This window comes from Psychrobacter sp. UBA5136 (assembly GCF_002414005.1).
Taxonomy (GTDB): domain Bacteria; phylum Pseudomonadota; class Gammaproteobacteria; order Pseudomonadales; family Moraxellaceae; genus Psychrobacter.
Map to the genome: position 1 here is coordinate 38343 of NZ_DHYG01000053.1, position 21279 is coordinate 59621.

17 protein-coding genes are annotated in these 21279 nt (G+C 45.8%); 4 read left to right on the forward strand and 13 right to left on the reverse strand.

Translation table 11 applies throughout. The annotated features are described in order from the left end of the window. Nucleotides 1-222: 222 nt before the first annotated feature. From lpxC to B4240_RS07840, 12 genes are all read right to left on the reverse strand, one after another. The gene (lpxC, locus tag B4240_RS07785) at nucleotides 223-1140 is read right to left on the reverse strand and encodes a UDP-3-O-acyl-N-acetylglucosamine deacetylase (protein WP_296238058.1); all 918 of its coding nucleotides are present in this window, start codon (nucleotides 1138-1140) and stop codon (nucleotides 223-225) included. Between the two features lie 300 nt (nucleotides 1141-1440). After that, entirely contained in the window at nucleotides 1441-2637 is a 1197-nt protein-coding gene (gene ftsZ / locus B4240_RS07790) for a cell division protein FtsZ (RefSeq protein WP_296238060.1), read from the reverse strand. Between the two features lie 234 nt (nucleotides 2638-2871). Then, nucleotides 2872-4164: a cell division protein FtsA gene (ftsA, locus tag B4240_RS07795; protein ID WP_296238062.1), complete on the reverse strand. Its 1293-nt coding sequence runs from the start codon at nucleotides 4162-4164 to the stop codon at nucleotides 2872-2874. A 231-nt stretch (nucleotides 4165-4395) separates the two neighbouring features. Next, a complete protein-coding gene (locus B4240_RS07800) occupies nucleotides 4396-5193 on the reverse strand; it encodes a cell division protein FtsQ/DivIB (RefSeq protein WP_296238064.1) in 798 nt (265 codons plus the stop codon). A 447-nt stretch (nucleotides 5194-5640) separates the two neighbouring features. Further along, nucleotides 5641-6579 carry a D-alanine--D-alanine ligase gene (locus B4240_RS07805; RefSeq protein WP_296238269.1) on the reverse strand — a complete coding sequence of 313 codons (939 nt, stop codon included), beginning with the start codon at nucleotides 6577-6579 and terminating at the stop codon, nucleotides 5641-5643. Nucleotides 6580-6788: 209 nt separating this feature from the next. Further along, on the reverse strand, nucleotides 6789-8246 hold the full coding sequence (gene murC / locus B4240_RS07810; RefSeq protein WP_296238066.1) for a UDP-N-acetylmuramate--L-alanine ligase: 1458 nt from the start codon (nucleotides 8244-8246) through the stop codon (nucleotides 6789-6791). 75 nt (nucleotides 8247-8321) lie between these two features. Beyond that, nucleotides 8322-9419 carry an undecaprenyldiphospho-muramoylpentapeptide beta-N-acetylglucosaminyltransferase gene (gene murG, locus B4240_RS07815; protein ID WP_296238069.1) on the reverse strand — a complete coding sequence of 366 codons (1098 nt, stop codon included), beginning with the start codon at nucleotides 9417-9419 and terminating at the stop codon, nucleotides 8322-8324. Between the two features lie 382 nt (nucleotides 9420-9801). After that, entirely contained in the window at nucleotides 9802-10773 is a 972-nt protein-coding gene (gene gshB, locus B4240_RS07820; protein WP_296238071.1) for a glutathione synthase, read from the reverse strand. Between the two features lie 65 nt (nucleotides 10774-10838). Further along, entirely contained in the window at nucleotides 10839-11570 is a 732-nt protein-coding gene (pyrE, locus tag B4240_RS07825; protein ID WP_414707108.1) for an orotate phosphoribosyltransferase, read from the reverse strand. Between the two features lie 77 nt (nucleotides 11571-11647). After that, a complete protein-coding gene (locus tag B4240_RS07830; RefSeq protein ID WP_296238072.1) occupies nucleotides 11648-12637 on the reverse strand; it encodes a hypothetical protein in 990 nt (329 codons plus the stop codon). 81 nt (nucleotides 12638-12718) lie between these two features. Next, entirely contained in the window at nucleotides 12719-13582 is an 864-nt protein-coding gene (locus B4240_RS07835) for an SDR family oxidoreductase (RefSeq protein WP_296238074.1), read from the reverse strand. 63 nt (nucleotides 13583-13645) lie between these two features. Continuing rightward, complete coding sequence (locus B4240_RS07840; protein ID WP_296238076.1) at nucleotides 13646-15883, reverse strand: DUF4105 domain-containing protein; 2238 nt, start codon at nucleotides 15881-15883, stop codon at nucleotides 13646-13648. A 195-nt stretch (nucleotides 15884-16078) separates the two neighbouring features. Here B4240_RS07840 and ampD point away from each other — a divergent pair, with 195 nt between their 5' ends. The 3 genes from ampD (at nucleotide 16079) to B4240_RS07855 (ending at nucleotide 19213) form a co-directional block, all read left to right on the forward strand. Further along, nucleotides 16079-16675 (forward strand): 1,6-anhydro-N-acetylmuramyl-L-alanine amidase AmpD, encoded by a 597-nt coding sequence (gene ampD, locus B4240_RS07845; RefSeq protein WP_296238078.1) that lies wholly within the window; start codon nucleotides 16079-16081, stop codon nucleotides 16673-16675. Between the two features lie 194 nt (nucleotides 16676-16869). Next, the gene (murJ, locus tag B4240_RS07850) at nucleotides 16870-18420 is read left to right on the forward strand and encodes a murein biosynthesis integral membrane protein MurJ (protein WP_296238080.1); all 1551 of its coding nucleotides are present in this window, start codon (nucleotides 16870-16872) and stop codon (nucleotides 18418-18420) included. 121 nt (nucleotides 18421-18541) lie between these two features. Then, nucleotides 18542-19213 carry a hypothetical protein gene (locus B4240_RS07855; protein WP_296238081.1) on the forward strand — a complete coding sequence of 224 codons (672 nt, stop codon included), beginning with the start codon at nucleotides 18542-18544 and terminating at the stop codon, nucleotides 19211-19213. 43 nt (nucleotides 19214-19256) lie between these two features. Here B4240_RS07855 and B4240_RS07860 read toward each other — a convergent pair whose 3' ends face one another. Beyond that, on the reverse strand, nucleotides 19257-19898 hold the full coding sequence (locus B4240_RS07860) for a GNAT family N-acetyltransferase (RefSeq protein ID WP_296238083.1): 642 nt from the start codon (nucleotides 19896-19898) through the stop codon (nucleotides 19257-19259). 278 nt (nucleotides 19899-20176) lie between these two features. On the opposite strand from B4240_RS07860, the gene ribF reads away from it, so the two are divergent. Then, complete coding sequence (gene ribF / locus B4240_RS07865; protein ID WP_296238272.1) at nucleotides 20177-21190, forward strand: riboflavin biosynthesis protein RibF; 1014 nt, start codon at nucleotides 20177-20179, stop codon at nucleotides 21188-21190. The last annotated feature ends 89 nt before the right edge of the window (nucleotides 21191-21279 follow it).

The window sequence follows — 21279 nt, forward strand, 5'->3', positions numbered from 1 at the left end:
TCATAAACAAAAAAAATCATCTGTCAGTGCCATTCACATTGTGAACCTCACTGACAGATGATTTTATTATTTCCTGCATCTTTTGTTTTATCGATGCTAGAGCAGTTTATCACTAAAATAGCAATGAAAATATCCATTTAAACGAATATTATTTAGTCCTGCTTATAACCAAGTTATGTAATATTACGTAAATGTTTCGATACTTCGTGTATATTCCTGTATTCATCCTTCAACTGTTATACGATTCAAAGGTAAATATTCGATAGGACAGCTTACATTGTCATCAAAAGTTACAATTTCAAAGTTATTAGGGTCGGATAATATCTCCCGTACCAGCATATTATTTAATGCATGACCAGATTTATAAGCATTAAAACGACCTAAAATTGGATAGCCAATCAGGTATAAATCCCCCAAAGCATCTAAGATTTTATGACGTACAAATTCGTCATGAAAGCGCAGACCTTCTTCATTAAGAATACTGGCATCATCAATGACAATGGCATTGTCCATACTGCCGCCCAGCGCTAAATTATTTTGACGTAAGGCTTCAATATCGCGCAAAAAGCCAAAGGTACGCGCTGAGCTTAGCTGCTCGATGAAGTTTTGCGTTGAAAACTGCAACTGTGCATGCTGAAAATCTTTATTGATCGCCGGATGGTCGAAATCAATCTCAAAATTTAGCTCAAAACCGTTATAAGGACGCAGCTCTGCCCATTTATCGTCAACTTTGACGCGTACGGGGCGCACAATTTTAATAAAGCGCTTTAAAGCTTCTTGTTCACAAAACCCTGCCTGTAGCAGCAAACCAACAAATGGCGCTGCGCTACCGTCCATAATTGGTATCTCTGACGCTGATACGCGGATTAACAGATTATCAATGCCAAGACCGGCGACCGCACTAAGCAAATGCTCGACCGTGCCCACGCGTGTGCCGCCAAATACCAGATTTGATGACATCATCGTATCTTGCACCAAAAAGGCACTGGCAGGGATCGGTTCGCTGCCCACAATATCAGAACGCTCAAAAATAATTCCGGTATTAATCGGCTGCGGGTGAAACTCTAAGTCAACAGGTTGACCACTATGAAGACCAGTACCGGTAACGGCTATTGCTGTTTTTATGGTTCGTTGGTTCATGGCTGTCTTCTCACATATTTTGTTACAATTGACATAGTGTAGCATTACCCGCCCCTAGTTCGCTAGCGCTAAAAAGCGTTAATTTGCTTATCTCCTTGATTGATAACACTTATCGTCATTATTTTAACGTTTGTTTTTATAACGTAACAAATGCTCAATCTTTAACAACCTAGAATTTCAAGCAAATTACTAACGTTGCGCTTTATATAAATTCAGCCTTAAAATAAACACAAAAAAGCCAGTATCGAAATACTGGCTTTTTTCACAACCGCTATCTACTACAACGCTTTATTTTATTGACTATTTATTTTGTTGGCGCTTGAGATAGTCTTGAATACTGTTGGTTTTGGTCTTAGGCTGCTCTTGCGGCGCACTTGAGCGTAACGGGCTTTCTTGATACTGAGCTTGCGACTGTTTTTGACTGTTTAGCGCACTGGTATGCAAGTTTGGGTCAACAGGCTGAGTGCTATTGACAGATGGTACTGGCTGCTCGACCACTTCTGGCTCTTCGCCAGCATTTTCATCTAAGGTTAAACCCGTTGCGATAACCGTCACATGCAAGTCATCACCCATTTTTTCATCGATAACAGAACCATAGAAAATGTGGGCGTCGTCGATGTCGGTAATTTCTTCGACGATAACGCTGATTTTGCTCATCTCATCAAGTGATAAAGATTCAGAAGAAATGACGTTTACCAGTAAGCCTTTGGCATTTTCTAGACGTAAGTCGTCTAATAATGGTGATCTGATGGCTTTTTCGGTCGCTTGACGCGCACGATCATCGCCGCTTGCACGGCCAATACCCATCATCGCATGACCTTTGGCGGTCATCGCGGTACGAATATCGTTAAAGTCAATGTTAATCATACCTTCGCTGGCGATGGTTTCTGCAATGCCTTGAACCGCATGCAATAGAACGTCATCCGCTTTTTTAAAGGCGTCTTGCATAGAGATATTGCCGTAAACACTCATCAGCTTGTCATTTGGGATGGTAATGATCGAGTCGACAAAATTGGTCAACTGCTCGATACCCGCTTTAGCCGCCTTGATACGTTTACCACCTTCAAACTTAAATGGGGTGGTCACAACCGCTACGGTTAAGACTTCCATTTCTTTGGCAATACGCGCAACCACTGGAGCGGCGCCCGTACCTGTACCGCCGCCCATACCAGCGGTAATAAATACCATGTCTGAGTGCTCAAGTAAGGCGCGGATAGCTTCTTCATCCGCTTCTGCCGCTTCACGACCAACTTCTGGGTTTGCGCCAGCGCCGAGACCACGGTTGGTTTTGGCGCCAAGTTGCAACTTATGCGGCGCTGTCAGACGATCGAGCGCTTGTTTATCCGTATTGGCACAGACAAACGTTACACCTCTAATCCCTTGTTGTACCATATGCTCAACCGCATTACCGCCGCCGCCGCCCACACCGAATACAGTGAAGCTTGCCTGGCCGTTACTTTGAAGCTGATTATCATCTGGCATGGTGTATTTTGACATAAAAAGGTTTCTCCAGTTGCAGATAGCGTGATGGTCGATACGTAGTAACACACTCATATGGCGCGCTATCGACTTACTATATATAAATGTATTTAAATAAAACAGGGCAATGGCTTAAATAGTAGTGCTCAGCCAATACATGCCATTATTGTACAGGGTGCTGCTATTAATATGCTTACCTATTATGCTGCGTCATACTCTTCACTACTTAGTAGGCGTAATTTGTCAGCAAAATTATAATATCTTTTTGAGTACACTAGCAAAACGTTGTCCTGCACTCTGAAAAACACTTGTGACGCGATTTTTTTGAATCGCTTCTGGCTCGCTTTTTTCACTGTGACGAAACTGCTCGCTTTGACTATATAGTAAGGTACCAAATGCCGTTTGATAAGCGCGATCATTGACCTGCATATTCAGCTGCTTAAATGACTCATCGTTATCAAAATGGTTATAAGCGCTAATGGCGGGATGGGTGTTGGTCAATACCACCGGCATTTTTAGCAGTTTTTTGGCAAAAGGTATCATACCTTTAATGGCACTACCGCCGCCTGTGAGTACAATGCCCTTATCAATATAGCCTAACAAATCAGCGTCATGGAGTTGGCGCACCACTTCAGTAAAAATCTGTACATAACGCGCTTCAATGATGCGCGCCAGATTATACGTACCGATATTAATCTCATCGCCCGTCCCTTGCGGCTTAAATAAAAAGAAGGAGCTGGGATCGACGCTATTGATATCGACGGTACCGTACGTTTTTTTAAGCCGCTCAGCTTCTATCATGGAGATGCCAACATCGGCTGAAATATCCATGGTCACTTCATGGCTACCTGTAGCGATACAGTGGGTAAAAATGAGCTTATTTTCTTTATACACACAAATACTGGTGGTACTCGCACCGATATCAACCAAGCAAACTCCTTGCTGGCGCTCGTCAGGCATCAAGCTATATTCGGCACTGGTAACGGCATCAAAAACAATATGATCGATGCCCACGTCACAGCTTTGCAAGAGTTTTTGGATGTTTTGACGGCCCGCTACTGGCATCATCATCATATGATACATGACGGTGATATTGTGCGCGACCATGTCGATGGCGTCATCAACCATCATCTCTTGATTGTCGATATAAATACCTTGCTGGCAGCAATGCATCAGATAATAGTCAGGCGACAAGTCTTGTGATTTGGCATTGGAGAGTGCTTGTACCATATCTTTGGCACGGACGACTTCGTCCTCAACCCTGACTTCACCTGCACTATTTTTACTCAATAGCTCAGGCGTTGCCAAGGTCAACCAAACACTATGCACGCGGCAATTGGCGGTATCTTCTGCTTCTTGAATCGCTTGTTTGATAGCGCCTTGCAAACGTTCGCGATGCTTTATCTGCCCTTGATAAAAGTCGCTATTTTTAACTTGTCCCACACCCATAATACGAATGTCTTTTGCAGAGACAACGCTGCCAATGACGACGTACACTGCCGTGGCACTTAGATGGACAACAACCAGATTTTCAGTATTTTTCATGGTACCAGACAAATTATCGCTAAACAGGAGAGCAAATGACGTCTCCATTAAATCATTAAAAATGCGCTTTATTACGCGGTCATATTATAAGTAAACTCTCTACCTTAAAAAGCAGACGGCTATAGAACCTTAATTGCTTTCTTAAACTTTATTTCTTAGTGGTTTTTCTTCGTATTCTTACTGGGTGTTTTTGCTTAGTATTTTCACTTAATACCATCGCGAGATGCTTTTTTATGGTGGCGTTTCAGCATTTTTTGGCGGCGCAAGATTCCATGCGATGGTAAATCCATTTTTGTAACGAAGATCGACTGACTGTATTTCTTCTCGGCGGCGGCTTAACTGATTGCCAAGCAGCTGACTTAAATTCAACAGTTTTTGCGCCGTGTTTTCATTATCAACAATGACACGTAAGCCATTATCAAAGCGAATCAGCCACGTCATTCTTGGCGACAATATGATATCAGCAACTTGCATATCAAGCGGCGCAAACCAGTCATTCACTTGCTGCATCTGCTGCATAATGACGGGTGCTTGCGCCATGTTACCTTGCAAAGTTGCAAAGCGCTCTTGGGTCAACTCTCTACTATCCGCAGGAACAAAAACCGCGCCTTTTGCATCCACCAAACGCTCGGTACCAAAATTTGCCACTGCCTGTTTCGGCAAAGCTTTAATCACGATACCTTGTTGCCAATCACGGCTGACACTGACTTGGTCAACCCACGCAAGACTGGTGGAAATGTCTCTCAGTGCTTGCAAATCAGAGGTAAAAAAGCTGCTCACCCTCTGCTGGTTCATGAGTTGTTGTAACGCTCGGTACTGCACCACGGTCAAGCCATGTTCATCGACATGGATAGCGGCAGGCGGTGCGTCACGCAATGCTTTACCACCCATGACCAATATCAGTACGAGCAAACCGAGCACCAATACCGTAAAAAAATATCTGACCATTGTCGGTATTTGAAAGCTAGAGTTAGGGCGAGAGGCTTTATCACTCATCAAGTCAGCGATGTCATTGACAGTTTGAGTCATAATACACGTCTTCCCTATTTTTTCTTAATGCCATTTACGTAACGCCAATGGAGCTTGTATTAAAGGTAAATCTGCTATTTATGCGCAGCACTTTATAAACTGACATGTTATCAATTTATCTATCTAAAACGGCCTATAAAGCTTGGTTATATGCTTTAAAACGTAACATTTTTCTCATTTAATGAATAACTTAAGAGAAAATGCATAAATAACCATAAATATCACTAATATAGACCAATAATTACAATATTAACGTATTTTACGTTTAAACAATAGCGCCTCGCTCACTGCCAACAACGAATTTACACAAGATTACATTAAGTTGTGTTATAGCAGGGCTAGTGATACATTTGCATGAATTTAAGAAAGCCTTGTATTTTAAATAAATAGCGTTTAAAGAGTCGTTTTAAACATTCTCTGCAAAACCTTATTTTTATTAATAAAGATTTATAGGGTTTGCGCCAGAATGTGCCAACACAAGGTATCAAAATCCATCCCACGCGCTTTAGCCGCCATCGGCACCAAACTATGACTGGTCATGCCCGGCACGGTATTAATCTCAAGTAGCCAAAAGTTGCCAGCTTCATCTTGCATCGCATCGATACGTCCCCAACCTTTGGCATCAACGGCGCGAAATGCCGCCAAGCTCAATTCTTGCAGATGTTTTTCGTCGGCAGCGCTTAGTCCACAAGGTATATAATAGCTGGTATCATTGCGATTGTATTTGGCTTCAAAATCATAAAAGTTAGTAATGTCGGCAGGCTCAAGGCGAATGACCGGATAAGCTTCGTCGTCGATAATGACAATGGTAAACTCGCGGCCCGTAATCCAGCGTTCCGCCATCACGGCATCACCGCACTGCACCGCCGTTGCATACGCAGCAGGCAGCTCATCGAGGTTATTAACTTTGGTCATACCGATACTTGAGCCTTCATGGACAGGCTTAATAATTAGCGGTAGACCTAGCATATTAACCACTTGCTGCCAGTCGGTATCCGCTGTTAGCAATGAAAATGGCGCAGTCGATAAACCGCAACCTTGCCATAGCTGTTTGGTACGTACTTTGTCCATCCCAAGTGCTGATGCCAAAATACCAGAACCGGTTTGCGGAATATTAAACCACTGCAGCACGCCTTGTAATAAGCCATCTTCGCCGCCGCGACCATGCAAGACGTTGAACACGCGGTCGTACGCCCGCAGTTCAGTAATGTCTTGATACTTAGGGTCAAAATGCGTGGCATCAACGCCTTGGTTTTGCAGCGCCTGTAATACGGCAGCGCCACTGTCTAACGACACGCTGCGCTCGTTGCTAGTGCCGCCATATATCACCGCAACTTTACCAAACTGACTGGCATCTTTGACTTTGCTGTTTGCGATGCTAGGCATAGCCTCATGGTTTGACTGGTCACTTGCAATCTTTTCCTGTTCTGCTTGCGCCGCGGCGGCCAGTGCAGGTTCTGGATTGGTAATCGCCGTTTTAGCGTCTGCATTCATACCTTTATCAACGCCGCCTTGATTTTCTTGGTGGTGGTTTTCTTGGTGATTGTTTTCTTGTTTACTGTGTTCTTGGTTATTGGTAGTCATCAGTTTTGTTCCTAAAATGCTTTTGCGGCTTGTTTGATATATAGATCATTGGCAGCCAATTCGATTGCTATTTGCCCAACATTACCTGCGCCTTGGGTGATTAACATGTCATTGGCTTTAAGTAGGCGCTGCATCACAGGGGCGATATTCTCTTTAGCGATAATCGTTGGCTCAACGGCGCCGCGCATGCGAATACTACGTGCCAAGGCTTTGGTATCAGCGCCAGCAATCGGGCTTTCACCAGCGGGATAAACATCCAATAATAATAGTTCATCGACGCTTGAGAGCACTTCGACGAAATCATCAAAGCAATCACGCGTGCGGCTGTAGCGATGCGGCTGGAACATCATGACTAAACGGCGCTCAGGAAAACTTTGACGCGCCGCTTTAATCGTCGCATCCACCTCTCTTGGATGGTGACCATAATCATCAATTAGCAAGACATCACCATCATCTATCTCTACAGCTGCCTGCTGCTCAAAGCGGCGACCAACGCCAGCGAATTTTTGCAAGGCGCGGGTAATCGCTTCGTCATCAACGCCTTCGTCGGTTGCCATCGTAATCGCAGCCAGCGCGTTATAAACGTTGTGTACACCTGGAATATTCAGGGTCAGACGCAGTGGGTCGCGGTCGCGGCGCAAGACGGTAAAGTGGGTTTTTGTCCCTTCACTGACCAAATCAACGGCTTGGACATCGTTAAAGGGCTCAAGACCAAAGGTTAATACCGGACGTCCAATGTCATCAATCATAGCGTACAATTCAGGGTCGTCGCCGCAAACCACCGCCAGACCATAAAACGGCATGTTTTGTAAAAACTGGATATAAGCGGCTTTTAATTTATCAAAACTATTGCCGTAGGTTTCCATGTGGTCTTGATCGATATTGGTGACAATCGCCGCCATCGGATGCAAAGTCAAAAATGACGCGTCGGATTCATCGGCTTCAGCAATTAAATAACGACTGCTACCAAGCGCAGCATTTTTACCCGAAGCATTTAATTTACCACCAATCACATAGGTCGGATCAAGCTGCCCTTCTGCCATCATGGTCGTCAGCAAGCTGGTGGTGGTGGTTTTACCATGCGCGCCAGCAACGGCGATACCATGACGGTAGCGCATCAACTCGCCGAGCATATCCGCACGGCGTACCACGGGCAGACGCGCCTCAAGCGCCGCTTTTACCTCAGGATTGCTACGGTCAATAGCGGACGATACAACGATAACGTCGGCATTGGCGATATTTTTGGAATCATGACCAATCGCAATATCGATACCAATCTGCGCTAAGCGCTTAGTGACCAAGCTCTCCGCAATATCAGAACCGCTGACTTTATAGCCTTGATTGTTCATCACCTCAGCGATACCGCACATCCCCGAGCCACCAATGCCGATAAAATGTAAATGCTGAATACGGCGCATTTCTGGTATTTCAATCAAACGCTTAGTTAAAGATTTAGCAGAGGTTGGCATAGGGTTTTCTCTTTATTGAAGACAAACAAATTTAATTGGTAATAAATAACAAATAATAAGTAATAAAATTAACTTTTATACAGCTTGCCAGATAATATCGGCAACTCGCTGGCAGGCTTGACGATTGGCAAGCGCATGGCCTTTTTCTGCCATCTCTAAACATACTTGCCTATCTAACCTATTAAGCTCATCACCCAAGCGTTTTGCGGTCAGCTCGCTTTGTGGCAACAAAATCCCGGCTTGGTGTTCGGTCAAGGTGCGCGCGTTTGCCGTTTGATGGTCATCAACGGCGCTTGGTAGCGGCACAAATATGGCCGCCATACCGACATTTTGAATTTCCGTCACCGTTAACGCTCCTGCCCGGCAAACGACAATATCTGCCCAATTGTACGCCGCTGCCATGTCGTCAATAAATGGCTGTACGGTAAATTGATGGTTGCTTAATGCTTCACTGTCGTAGGCTGCTTGCGTGGTGGCCTCGTTATTGCGGCCACATTGATGACGCACCTCAAACGGACGATCAATCAACGCCAGTGCTTTTGGCAACGTCTCGTTTAACACTTGCGCCCCAAGCGAGCCGCCAACGACCAGCAATTTCAGCGGCGAGCTGTCGTTAACGTCGTACCGCACGCTAGGGTTAGCAACACCGCTTATAGCATTACGCACGGGATTCCCCACCGTTTCAATCTTGTTATCACTCTCGCTATCGCTATCGCTATTAGCAAAAGTATTTTCAAACGCTTGCAGTACCTTGGTCGCCATCTTGGCCAAATAGCGATTGCTCATGCCAGCAATGGCATTTTGTTCATGGATAATCAGCGGCGTCTTGGTCAAACGCGCTGCAATACCGCCGGGCGCGGTGACATATCCGCCAAAACCGATAACCACGTCTATTTGGTTGCCGCGAATGACTTTAATCGCCGCCATGGTCGCTGACAATAAAGTAACCGGTAGCTTAAGCAGGCGCCCCAAACCTTTACCACGCAGCCCTTGCATATCAATCGCATGAAAAGGATAGCCAGTTGGCGCAACCAAGCCATTTTCCATGCCATTTGGTGTACCCAGCCAGTGAATCACAGCGCCGCGCTTGGTCAATTCTTCGCTAACTGCCAGCGCTGGAAATACATGCCCGCCTGTCCCCGCAGCCATCATTAATATATGCGGTGTTTTCATGAACCTCTGCCTATCTTTTCTTTATTTATATGAAAGACTTATTAACTTTTGTCACTATTTTTTATTGCACCAAAGCGAGCCTATAAAAGCTCGCATAGTATAGTGTAAATCACTACCTGATAGACAGCACTTTATGCAGCGTAAATAACAAAAATCCAAGCCGTGAGCAATCGCGGCTTGGCTTTGATAAATAGAATTATCCAATCATAAAAGCTTCAGCTCTCATAAACTGGCGATGACACATCTTAGCACAACCGTTTTTAAGCTTTGTGCTTATCGCTTAGTCATAAATTACTCTATCCTTACTGCTTGGTGCAAAAGTCTTTTTAAGCTGCCTTTTAAACTACTTTGTTTAAGCTGCTGCCTAGCTGAAACTGCAAGGTTAAACCGCCAGCTTTTTCTCAATAGCAATAACAAAGTCAGTCGCAATATCAGTCCCGCATTGATCATTAATCTCGCGCACACAGGTTGGACTGGTGACATTAATCTCAGTGATACGGCCACCGATGAGGTCTAAACCGACGAACATCAGCCCTTTTTCTTTCACAATCGGCGCAACCACTGCTGCCACTTGACGTTCGACATCGGTAAGTGGCATCGCAACGCCACTGCCACCTGCCGCAAGATTGCCGCGCGTCTCGCCTTTAAGCGGAATACGTGCCAAGCTATATTCGACCACTTCCCCATCGACGATGAGCACGCGCTTATCGCCATCGGCAATCTCTGGTAAATAGCGCTGCGCCATAATCGGCAGGGTTTCAAGCTCGGTTAACATCTCAAGCGTGACACCAATATTTGGACTGTCAGCGGTCAAACGGAAAATACCTGTGCCGCCCATACCATCTAAGGGTTTGACGATAACGTCTTGCTGCTCGGCGATAAACTTGCGAATATGCGCCTGTTTACTGGTCACAATCGTCGGGCTCATATAGTCGCTAAACCAAGTGGCAAATAGCTTTTCATTACAATCGCGAATCGCTTGTGGGTCGTTGACCACCAGCACGCCTGCAGCTTTGGCGTGGTCAAGCAAATAAGTGGCATAAATAAAGCGCATATTAAACGGTGGATCTTTACGCATCAAAATCACATCATAATCGCTGACGGGCGCCGTTGCTTTGTCGCCTAAGGTATAAAAATCGTTTGGAACACGCTTCACCGTCACCGGCTGGCTATCAACCATCAGCTGACCACGGTCTAACCATAAATCATGAATTTGGCAATAGCCAAGGCTGTGCCCGCGATCCTGCGCTGACCACATCATCGCAAGGGTAGTGTCTTTTTTATAATTGACCAGCTCGATAGGGTCCATGATGACGAGTATGTTTAACGATTTTTTTTGTTGTTCTTGGCTCATGATAGGGCTCACTTACGTTATATAGTAGATGCAATTTAAAAGTATGGTAGCATAGCTACGATAAATTATACGCCGTACTGGGCGCGGTAATGCTGCATTTTTGCAAGCTGGGTGGCATCACTGTCTGCACTACTTTTTGCTAAATAACTGATTAAATCATCGATATCGACCAGTGCACGAACTGGTACGTCTAAGGTTGCCGCCAGCTCTTGAATGGCAGAGCGCTCTGCCAAACCTTTTTCTTTACGGTCAAGGGCGACAATGATACCCGCCACAGTTGCGCCAGCTTGCTCTAAAATCTCAACCACTTCGCGCATCGCCGTGCCAGCAGTAATCACATCATCGAGCACCCAAACGGCTTTGCCATTGACATCGGCGCCGACCAAATTACCCCCTTCACCATGGGTTTTGGCTTCTTTACGGTTATAGCCCCATTTGGCATTGATACCATGATGTAACCACAACGCTTGCGCCGTTGCCGCAACAAAGGGAATGCCTTTATAAGCCGCACCAAAAATGACCAGCTCTTGCTCGTCTGCGCCACTGCTTGCCCCATTCATTTGTTCAGCCACTTTTTCAGCTAAGGCATCGGCATAACCACGCGCTAATAACGATAACATCTCACCCGACGCCAGCAGCCCTGCGTTAAAAAAGTAGGGACTAATGCGCCCAGACTTTAAGACAAACTCGCCAAACTTTAACACCTGATTGTCGAGTGCTAATTGAATAAATTGATGCGATGAAAATGAAACGTTTTGAGCATGTTGGGCAATTTTAGGCATAGCGGCATTCAGCATAGGGTCTTCCTATCAGCAAAAAGAAAATGAAAATTGAACAAGCAAAAAGTTGTGAGGGGCATTATAGTCGTGGCAGCTTAACTTGACCAACCGTTGATATGATAATCCTGCATATTTGCATAACGCGTCAATAATCCGCAGCGCGATGAGATATTAAAGTAGCATTGACCGTCGTGACTGACTTGTATGTCCCAGCCCAAATGATACGCCGCCACAACAATGTGCCCAGCAAATATGCGCACTTGACGGTAGGCATGGCGCTGCGCGGGCTCAAACACAATTTGGCTGAGCAGATAGCTGCGCACGTGCTGACAAATTTGCGCCGCGCTATAGCTGTGGTTAATCGTTTTGCGCGTAGCGCACTGCTTTAACGCATAGACGGCAACGCTGCATGCCATAAGATCAGTCGCCAAACTGCCTTCGCCTGTATCAAATTGCTGCGGCTGCAACACTACTTGCCAGTCATCGGCATACGCACTATTCAGCAGCTCATCAGGATTATAACGTCTGGTCAATGCTCGCAGAGATTCTGCCGCTAAAGGTTTCTGACCATTATTTTGAGTATTTATAGTATCAGCAACCATAAACCCATAACGTGTCAGCTTTGGATATACTTGTAGCGCGCGCTGGATATCCGCCATATCAAGCAAAGTCATGTCGGTGAGTGGCGATAATAACGGCTGCTCGCTATGGTTATGATAAAAACTCTCGGGCAGCACGATCAGTTTTGCAGCCTTCAGTAATGCCAAATGCTCAGCCAATGCTTCTGACGCAATCAGCGCCCATTTCGATAAGCTGTCTGTCTTGGGCTGATAAAAACGCGTAGAGCTGCCATATAAGCGGCGCAGCTGTCCATTTAAGCGCCGTGCAGGTTCTGGTATGTCACTTAATGGCCGAGCAGGATCAAGGGGCGAACGCTTTGGATCAAAATTGGGATGCACAATCGCAGGCTGCTGACTATTTGCTAACCCTACTGCCTGCTCAGCATTGCCCTCTGCAAGCTGCGCTTCTTCTGCTGTAAAGCCAGCATTGGAAAAACGGTCATCAGAAGTAGAATGCTGGGTCATGGATTTTCCCTAGGCTTGCACATTTAAAAGCGGTAAAAATAAAAGCTATAAAAATAAAATCAATCAAATCAAACGAATATTTTACTCTGAATGTTGATTTTGATGTTGCTGCTGATGACGCAAAATATCTCGGTAACCTGCTTGCCAATCAGGATAGCCCAGCCACGCTAACGGAATATTGCTATGCAAACGCTTTCCCGTTACCGCGGTTTTATTGTCATCAATAACAGGCGGCACTTCCCCTATTTGCTTACTTAACCACGTGCCCAGCTCGAAAGTGGTCACGGGCGCATAATCGGTGGCGATATAAAGCGGTTTTGGCGCGTCTATGGTCATAACTTTAGCAATAATGGTGACCAAATCGCGATCCATAATCCGATTGCTCCAATGCTCGGCGGCAACTGGCTCTTTTTGTTTTTCCTTGGCTTTACGCAGGCGCATGAGGCGCTCGCGGCCATAAATACCGCTTGGACGAATGATAATGGCCTTAGCACCAAAGCCTTGTTGTAATGCTTGCTCTGCTTGCAATATAACCTGTGAGGCCTCACGCTCTGGGGTCACAGGCGCGGTGTTTTCATCAATCCATGCACCATTATCTTGCCCATAAACGCCCGTTGATGAAATAAAAACGACGCGCGCAAGGTTGGTTAGTTTATCTGCTAAGGTTGCCAAATGCTGGCAAATTGCTAAATAACTGTCGTGATAACCGCTGGTTGAATAGTCATCGGGGGTGACAATAATTGCTATCGCAGTAAAGTCTTGTAGCTGCTCAGCAGTTAGCGTTAATGCATCGGTTTGCAAAAACTTAGCGTTCGCATGGAGATCATAATGATGACGCTCACGGCGTGCCAGCCCTGTGACGTTTAGGCCGTCTTGAGCCAGCTTATTGGTGACTGGTAAACCAATGTCACCTTGACCAATAATCAGTAAATTTTGCGCACTCATCATATATCCTTTATTTAAAGACGGCTTTTAGCTAAAGCTGGTCATAACGGGTCATAACTGGCGCTAAAAATAGCGTCTATACGACAGTTGTATGTCTTCTTTGGCGTCGATACGATCTTGCCATTCGTAGTTGGCATTGAGACGTAACGCTTGTTTTTTATCGATATCGTACTGTAGCCCTAACGTCGATATCGGCTGCCAGTAATGACCGCGGGCGTTGGATTCATCGCTGCTGCCATGATACCAATATGGCAGTTGCAATTCAGCCTGCGCGCGTAACTGATTGTTAATCTGATAACGGCAACCAGCATTCACGCCCGCTCCAACACGGTAGCCTTTATTAATACCGCGCCCTGCTTGCGCGGTACCTGCCAAAAACGTATAGCATAGCTGCGGCGGCATCTCGCCTGTATTTGCGCTCGGCGTACCAAACGCCCACGACCAGCCCGTCTCATAGCCTAGACTGCCAACTAAATGATCGCTGCCATCTTGCTGCGAGCCGTCATTTACGCGGGTCGCTTCGATACTTGCGCCCCAGGTTTTGCCTTTTTTGGCAGAATTGACCGGATTAAACGAGCGCCCTCGCACCAAGGTAAGATTTTGCAAGACCACACTGCTTGGCTGATTGGCTTTATCATTATCGGTGTCATACAGACGTAAGGTTACAGCCGCGCCTTCTAAATCAAAGAACTGCGGAAAACCCGACGGTCGGTCGAGAGTATCGTGATAGCCTGCGCGCACGCCCAAATCGATATAATTGTTATCTCCGCGCTGCCCCACTCCAACATGAGCCAGTTGCAGCGGATGCCTATCTATTGGATTGTTATCCGCCACTGCAATTTGGCGTGGTAGTAAGGTTTGCCCGTCGGCTGACATGCTAGAAATCGGATTTAACTGGGCAGATTTAATCTCATTTAGCGTTTGTTTGGCGCTGTTATGATAGCCCAACTGTGCACGCTGCGCTTTAACCTCATTTAACTGCGCTTGGCGTAAGGTACTATCGGCGGGCGTATAATCGGTGCTGGCCAGTAAGTTTTCGCTGTCCAGTAACTGCACGACATCGGAGGGAATCACCGCATAAGGCAGGCGACTTAACAGATGCTGCTGCGGGCGTACCACGTCGATTAGACGCAAAATCTCAGACGCGCAGTTATCAGTGGTAAAATAATACGGCAGCTCTAAATCTTTGGTTTCCCAAACGTGCAACATAATTTGCTGCACTTCCGCTGGGGTCAAATCCAATTGATACGTCCACGCATCACGCTCATCTTCTTGCAGATACTTCGCAAGCTTCTCTGAATAAGGATCAATTTCGATCAGATTGTCATAACCGCCAGTCATCGATTTAAGAGCATAGAGCAAAAAGTTATCGCTTGAGTCACCGCCCACCGTATAATTTAGCGCAATCGCATGATGAATTTGGCTTGGATCGGCAACGCTGGCTTTGGAATCGATACGTAATAACGTATGAGCAAAGGCTGAAATCGGATTGTCTAAGTATTCTTGCGCAAACATGATAGACAGCTGCTCAGGTGCCAACTTTTGCATCCAGTCATTAAGCTCTGGGCAGTCAGCGTGTAAAGCACTCTTATCGATATTTAAGGTATCAGTCAGCCATTGGACGCGCGCGGGAAAACGGCACAATACTGAGCTTTGTACTGGGTCTTGTACTGAGTTTTGAGCCGTGCGCTTAGACAGTTTGTTATTAGCAGTGCTGTTGTCTGGAGTCCCGTTATCTGGAATCCTATTATCTGGAGTCGTGACCATTTCATCAGCAAGCGCAACAAGCATCGCATCAAGTTCTGCCGCTGAGTCTTGCTGTCCATTTTCACTTAAAAAAAAGTCAGTATCAGTAACGAGACTGCTCTCTTTTTTCTTACCAATGAGATTTTTTTGATCGTCGAAGAAATACAATAAGCGGCGCCATGTCGTATGCTGGGCGAGGTTTTTTGCTTTTGCTTGCTTGCGCCATGACGCTAGTAGCTGCTCAGTATTGGCATTGCTAGTATTTTGAGCGTTGGAGGTAGAAGAAACTAAATCTTTATTTGGGTCACTGCTTTGCTTGATGATATTATTTGGCTCAGAATAAGCCGTCAATTTTGGCTCAGTACTTTGCGATTTATCAGCATCAAGTTCGTCCAATGCCAATTCACCTGTCGTCACAAGCGATGCCGGCGTTGGCAAAAACGCCTGTGCCTGTGCGCTCAGCAGTAAGCCCGCTATCGTAAGCGGCAAACGCGCTCGTCTGCCAATATTGGTTGGCGTACAATCTAGCGCCAGCATATTTAAAAATTTAGACATGAGTAACATCTCGCACTGTGGGGTCAGACGCTTATCGCGTGATTGAGTCTATTAAATTATTAAAGTTACAGGATAAGCCTCTGTTTTAAAGGACAGTTTTAAACCATTTTTTTAGGTAAATGTACCATGCATTTATAGAAAACTATAATCATCAGCATTTACTGCGCACTTATTAACATGATTAAAGAGAGTATTATGTCCACAGCATCGTCAATGACTATTCATGCTGGTCGATTATCAGCCGCGACGTGGTTTGCGTCACCCAACTTCAATAAACGTCCGGAAAATATCGCGATTGATGCCATTGTCATTCACAATATTAGCTTACCACCCAGTGAGTTCGGCGCTTGCGGTAAGGATGGCGTGCATTACGTCAAAGCCTTGTTTACCAATAAATTAGACTGGGAAGCACATCCTTACTTTCAGACAATTAAAGGCGCAGAGGTCTCAGCGCATTTATTTATCGAGCGCGATGGCGCGATGACGCAGTTTGTCAATTTTAATGAGCGTGCGTGGCATGCCGGACGCTCTAGCTACTTGGGTCGCCCCGAATGTAATGATTATAGCATTGGCATTGAGCTTGAAGGTTCGGATTTTGTGTCCTTTAGCACTGCTCAATATGAAGTGCTTGCAAAAGCTATCGTCGCCATCTATGACGCATATCCAAAAACCCGTCGGCATCTTACCGGTCATAGCGACATTGCACCCGGGCGCAAAACTGACCCCGGTGATTATTTTGACTGGACAAAGCTACGCGAGCTGGTTACTCATCATCTTGCAAGCCAATCATAGTTTTATAAGCGCGCCTAAGCAAATAGCCCCATTGCCCCATTAAAATTTCTGTAAACAACAGTTAGTGTTTCAAAACCATTGCATTTATCAGCGTGATGAAAGTGCTATAATCCGTCAGTTTTTTGGCAACGCTGTATCAGAAAACGAGCATCAGCAAACACCCATCAGTAAACACATAAGCAAAATAGGTTCTCATGGCAAAAAGTCGATTATTTCGTTCAACCATGGTGGTCAGTAGCATGACCATGTTGTCGCGTATTTTAGGTTTGGTGCGCGATGTCGTCTTGTTAGGCGTGTTTGGCGCAGGGGGTCTGATGGACGCCTTCTTGGTCGCCTTTAAGATACCCAACTTTTTACGCCGTCTGTTTGCCGAAGGCGCTTTTAGCCAAGCGTTTGTCCCTGTCTTGTCCGAATATAAAGAAAAATACAGCTTAGAGCAGGTGCAGATTTTAGTCAGTCGCACGTCAGGAGCGCTGCTGCTGGTGCTATCCATGCTGACGGTGGTGGTCATTCTAATCGCCCCGTGGGTGGTGACTTTATTTGCCCCTGGTTTTGCTGACCAGCCCGATAAATTTGCCATCACTGCTGAACTGCTGCGCTTAACCTTTCCCTACTTATTGTTTATTTCTATGACCGCCTTTGCCAGCGGCATTTTACAAAGCTACGGGCGTTTTGCTGCGCCCGCCTTTGCTCCAGTTTTGTTAAATCTATCTATGATTGGCGGCGCGCTGGTTTTAGCGCCTCTGTTTGAAGTGCCGATCATGGCGCTTGGCTACTCTGTTGCTATCGCAGGTTTGCTGCAGCTATTGATACAACTGCCGCAGTTATCGCAACAAAAACTACTGGTCGCGCCAAAAATTGATTTTCAGCATGAAGGCGTGCGCCGTATTTTAAAATTGATGTTGCCAGCCATTTTCGGCGTTTCTGTCACACAGATTAATTTGCTACTCAATACCGTATTTGCCTCGTTAATGATTGGCGGCTCGGTTTCTTGGCTCTATGCCGCCGAGCGCATGAGTGAGCTGCCACTTGGCTTAATTGGCGTGGCAATCGGCACGGTCATTTTGCCAAGTCTATCAAAAAGTGAAGCGCAAAAAGATGATGTCAGCTTTAAAAAGACCATTGATTGGGCGGCGCGCTTGATTATTTTGGTCGGCGTACCGGCATCAGCGGCCCTATTTATACTCTCCGATGTGCTTATGCAAGCGCTGTTTTTACGCGGCGAATTCACCCTACGCGATGCGCAGATGAGCTCCTTAGCGCTGCGTAGTATGGCAGGCGGTATTTTAGGTTTTATGTTAATTAAAATCTTTGCTCCCGCCTTTTTTGCCCGTCAAGATACCAGAACGCCTGTTAGAATTGGTATTGTTTCCGTCTTTGCCAATATGATTTTTAGTGTCATTTTTATCGGCATCTTTTATTTCTTAGACATGCCGCTACATGGCGGTTTGGCCTTGGCAACGACGGGCGCTGCGTTTGTAAACGCGGGCTTGTTATATTACTTCTTACACAAGCGCGAGATTTTCCGCTTTGGCAGCCACTGGAAAAAACTGTTTACCCAGTTTGCGATTGCTACTGCCTCTATGCTCGCCGTGCTTTATGTCATGCTACCCTATTTCCCAACCGATGAGGCCCAGTGGCAACGTATCGTCGCGCTACTGATTTTGTGCGTCGTTGGTGCGGTGGTTTATGGCGTTGTGCTATTAGCAACAGGTTTCCGTCCACGCCATCTAAAACATGGCTAGCAGGTTTTGACTTACCAAACCAAAACAAGCTTGGTATGAGAATTGACAGTGAACAGCGCTGATAGTTGCCATAATTACTGATAAATAAATTTACCGATAAATAAACATTTAAAGGTGGGATATGACAACGATGGATACAACAACCAAACAGCGAGCCTTTCAGCGCTTACCATTGCTGCTTGCTACTGGCTTATTAAGCACAGGGCTGCTTTTAAGCGGTTGTAGCAACAATGATAGTGGGAGTAATGATAAGGCTGAAACCGAAATAGCTGACCTGAATACCGAAGAGGCGCCAGCGGTAATTGAAGCTAGCGAAGAGACTGGCAGCAACCAAGTGCAAGACCTTGATACTAACACTGACATCGATACTGATACTGCGGTTAAAGCCGAGGAAGAAGCCGATAACGCTAAAGATAAAACCATCATTACAAGCGATAACATTAATCCAGTCACTGCTCCTGCTAAGCAAAAAAGCCTAGTGACCAATCCGACTAAAGAGGGCACGCCGGAGGATACGGTTAAAAAAGCGCTCGATAGCTTATACTATGGCGACGCCAAGCATGCTGCGACCTATTATAAAGTAGATATGGCAAACTTTGAGGAAGAGCTTGCCAATACGCAATCAGCGTTTCAGCAGACCGTTGATGGTGTCACGATCACAGATACCAAATACAACGATGATAAAACCCGCGCGACCATCACTGGTGAGCTGATGCTAAGAGGACAAAGCGAACCTGCGCCATTGACGTATGAGCTGCAAAAAATCGGCGGCAAATGGAAAATTTTAGGTTAAAGCATCTGACTCTTATTAGCTAAAGGTGTTGTGCAAGTTTTATTTATCCGACGTCATCATTTGACTTGACCGCTTTACCAAGCATCAGCACATCGGCGATAAAACCATCCATATCGCAAACCTTTGGCATATAACCCCATTGCTCAAAGCCAAGCTTACGGAACAATCCTAAGCTTGGTTGATTGTGAGCAAAGATAAGCGCAATTACGTTACGAATGCCCAGACTTGGCGCTTGCGTCAGCATCCAGCGCGCCAGTAAGCTACCCAATCCTTGCGCATGATAATCCTTATGCAAGTAGATACTAATCTCAGTGCTGATATGATAAGCGGGGCGCGCATATAAATCGCTAAAGCTGCCCCAAGCGGCGATTGATGACGCTGTTCGCGCTGAGCTTTTGGATGTTGAGCCTGCGTTAGAAAGGGTTTTTACCACATAAATAGGTCGCGTTGCACTATTTAAATGCTCATCAAACCAGTCCTGACGCTCTTCACACGTCACTGGCGCTAGATTAGCAGTGGCTTGTTTGCCTGCGATGCTTTGATTATAAATTGCCAAAATAGCTGGCAAATCTTCTGTATCAGCGCGCTGCACAATAAAGCGCTCGTTGAGTTTATCGCCTGCCAAGTTAGATGTCATAGAAGCGCAGACATCATCACAAGTAGCGGGATAGACAGCGTCAGGCATAGCATTTTCATAATGAGTCATAATAAAAATAGTGATAAGTGATAGATAGTAGTTAAGGTGCTGATGTTGTTGTTTGATTAACAGCAGACTATAGGATGTTAGTATGTCTATTTTACTTTATAATGGCTGGTTTTAGACACTTCTTTTAAAGACGCTTTTTTATTTTAAAGACATTTTTTTTAGAAAAAAGGTTTTTAACTAGCGATGTGTTTGCGTTTTTCATTTGGTCTTATCTATCATAGCTGACATTTATGAACACCTATTTTCTTGAGCAACTGATGGCGTCGCCAAGCGCTTTGCCTGCCAATACTAGCCCAGTAGTTTTGGCGCCCTGCGTGCTAACTATCGGTAACTTTGATGGCGTGCATTTGGGTCATCAAGCGATGCTCGCGCAAGTTCGTGAGCTTGCCGCCGCACAAAATCTTGGCTCGGCAGTCATGATATTTGAGCCCCAGCCCCGTGAGTTTTTTGCGCCAGCTAGCGCCCCTGCTCGCTTGACCAATCTTGCCGAAAAGCAAGCTTTGCTCGCAGAGTATGGCATTGAGACCTTGATAGTCGCCAGCTTCGATAGTGATTTTCGCTCGCTATCGGCGCAGGCATTCGCCGATATTTTGGCGCTGCGCCTAAACGTTCAAGCATTGGTACTGGGCGATGACTTTAAATTTGGTCATGACCGGACTGGCGACAGTCAGTTTTTACGAGATTATGGCCTGCATGTGACCAATCTGCATACTGTCACCGATATCAAAGGCAAGGGCGCACGCATTAGCTCAACGCGCATTCGCGATTTATTATTGGCGGGTGACATTGATGCGGCCAATGCCTTACTGGGCCGCGATTATGCCATTACAGGGCGCGTCGTTGGCGGTGATAAACTAGGCCGTACCATGGACTTCCCCACTGCCAATGTCGATCTAAAACGCATAAAACCTGCGTTACATGGCATATTCGCCGTCGATGTCGTCAGCCTTGATGATAATGGTAACGTTATAGCAGATGGTCTTACTGCCCTCACCGATAGCAAAAATCCAGGGGTAAAAGGTTTACGGCCTCATAGCTTATTTGGTACTGCTAACCTCGGTATCAGACCGTCTGTAGATAAAGACCACGATTGGCGCTTAGAGGTGCATTTTCCCAAGCTGCAAGCTGACTTATACGGTTTAACCTTGCAAGTACGCTTTTTGCATTATCTACACGGCGAGCGCCATTATGAAAGCTTAGAGGCGCTAAGAGCGGGCATTCATAGTGACGTGATTGATTTGCTTGAGTGGCGCGCGCAGCAGCCTGATTAAATTAAAGATTGCTAGAATACTAGGACGTGTCGTCATTTTAAAAATGGCGACAGTAAAAAACCCACAGCGTGCTTCACGTTTGTGGGTTT

Coding starts and splice junctions, on each gene's coding strand:
- lpxC (WP_296238058.1), bottom strand. CDS start 1,140: ATGAACCAACGAACCATAAAAACAGCAATAGCCGTTACCGGTACTGGT.
- ftsZ (WP_296238060.1), bottom strand. CDS start 2,637: ATGTCAAAATACACCATGCCAGATGATAATCAGCTTCAAAGTAACGGC.
- ftsA (WP_296238062.1), bottom strand. CDS start 4,164: ATGAAAAATACTGAAAATCTGGTTGTTGTCCATCTAAGTGCCACGGCA.
- B4240_RS07800 (WP_296238064.1), bottom strand. CDS start 5,193: ATGACTCAAACTGTCAATGACATCGCTGACTTGATGAGTGATAAAGCC.
- B4240_RS07805 (WP_296238269.1), bottom strand. CDS start 6,579: ATGCCTAGCATCGCAAACAGCAAAGTCAAAGATGCCAGTCAGTTTGGT.
- murC (WP_296238066.1), bottom strand. CDS start 8,246: ATGCCAACCTCTGCTAAATCTTTAACTAAGCGTTTGATTGAAATACCA.
- murG (WP_296238069.1), bottom strand. CDS start 9,419: ATGAAAACACCGCATATATTAATGATGGCTGCGGGGACAGGCGGGCAT.
- gshB (WP_296238071.1), bottom strand. CDS start 10,773: ATGAGCCAAGAACAACAAAAAAAATCGTTAAACATACTCGTCATCATG.
- pyrE (WP_414707108.1), bottom strand. CDS start 11,570: ATGCTGAATGCCGCTATGCCTAAAATTGCCCAACATGCTCAAAACGTT.
- B4240_RS07830 (WP_296238072.1), bottom strand. CDS start 12,637: ATGACCCAGCATTCTACTTCTGATGACCGTTTTTCCAATGCTGGCTTT.
- B4240_RS07835 (WP_296238074.1), bottom strand. CDS start 13,582: ATGAGTGCGCAAAATTTACTGATTATTGGTCAAGGTGACATTGGTTTA.
- B4240_RS07840 (WP_296238076.1), bottom strand. CDS start 15,883: ATGTCTAAATTTTTAAATATGCTGGCGCTAGATTGTACGCCAACCAAT.
- ampD (WP_296238078.1), top strand. CDS start 16,079: ATGTCCACAGCATCGTCAATGACTATTCATGCTGGTCGATTATCAGCC.
- murJ (WP_296238080.1), top strand. CDS start 16,870: ATGGCAAAAAGTCGATTATTTCGTTCAACCATGGTGGTCAGTAGCATG.
- B4240_RS07855 (WP_296238081.1), top strand. CDS start 18,542: ATGACAACGATGGATACAACAACCAAACAGCGAGCCTTTCAGCGCTTA.
- B4240_RS07860 (WP_296238083.1), bottom strand. CDS start 19,898: ATGCCTGACGCTGTCTATCCCGCTACTTGTGATGATGTCTGCGCTTCT.
- ribF (WP_296238272.1), top strand. CDS start 20,177: ATGGCGTCGCCAAGCGCTTTGCCTGCCAATACTAGCCCAGTAGTTTTG.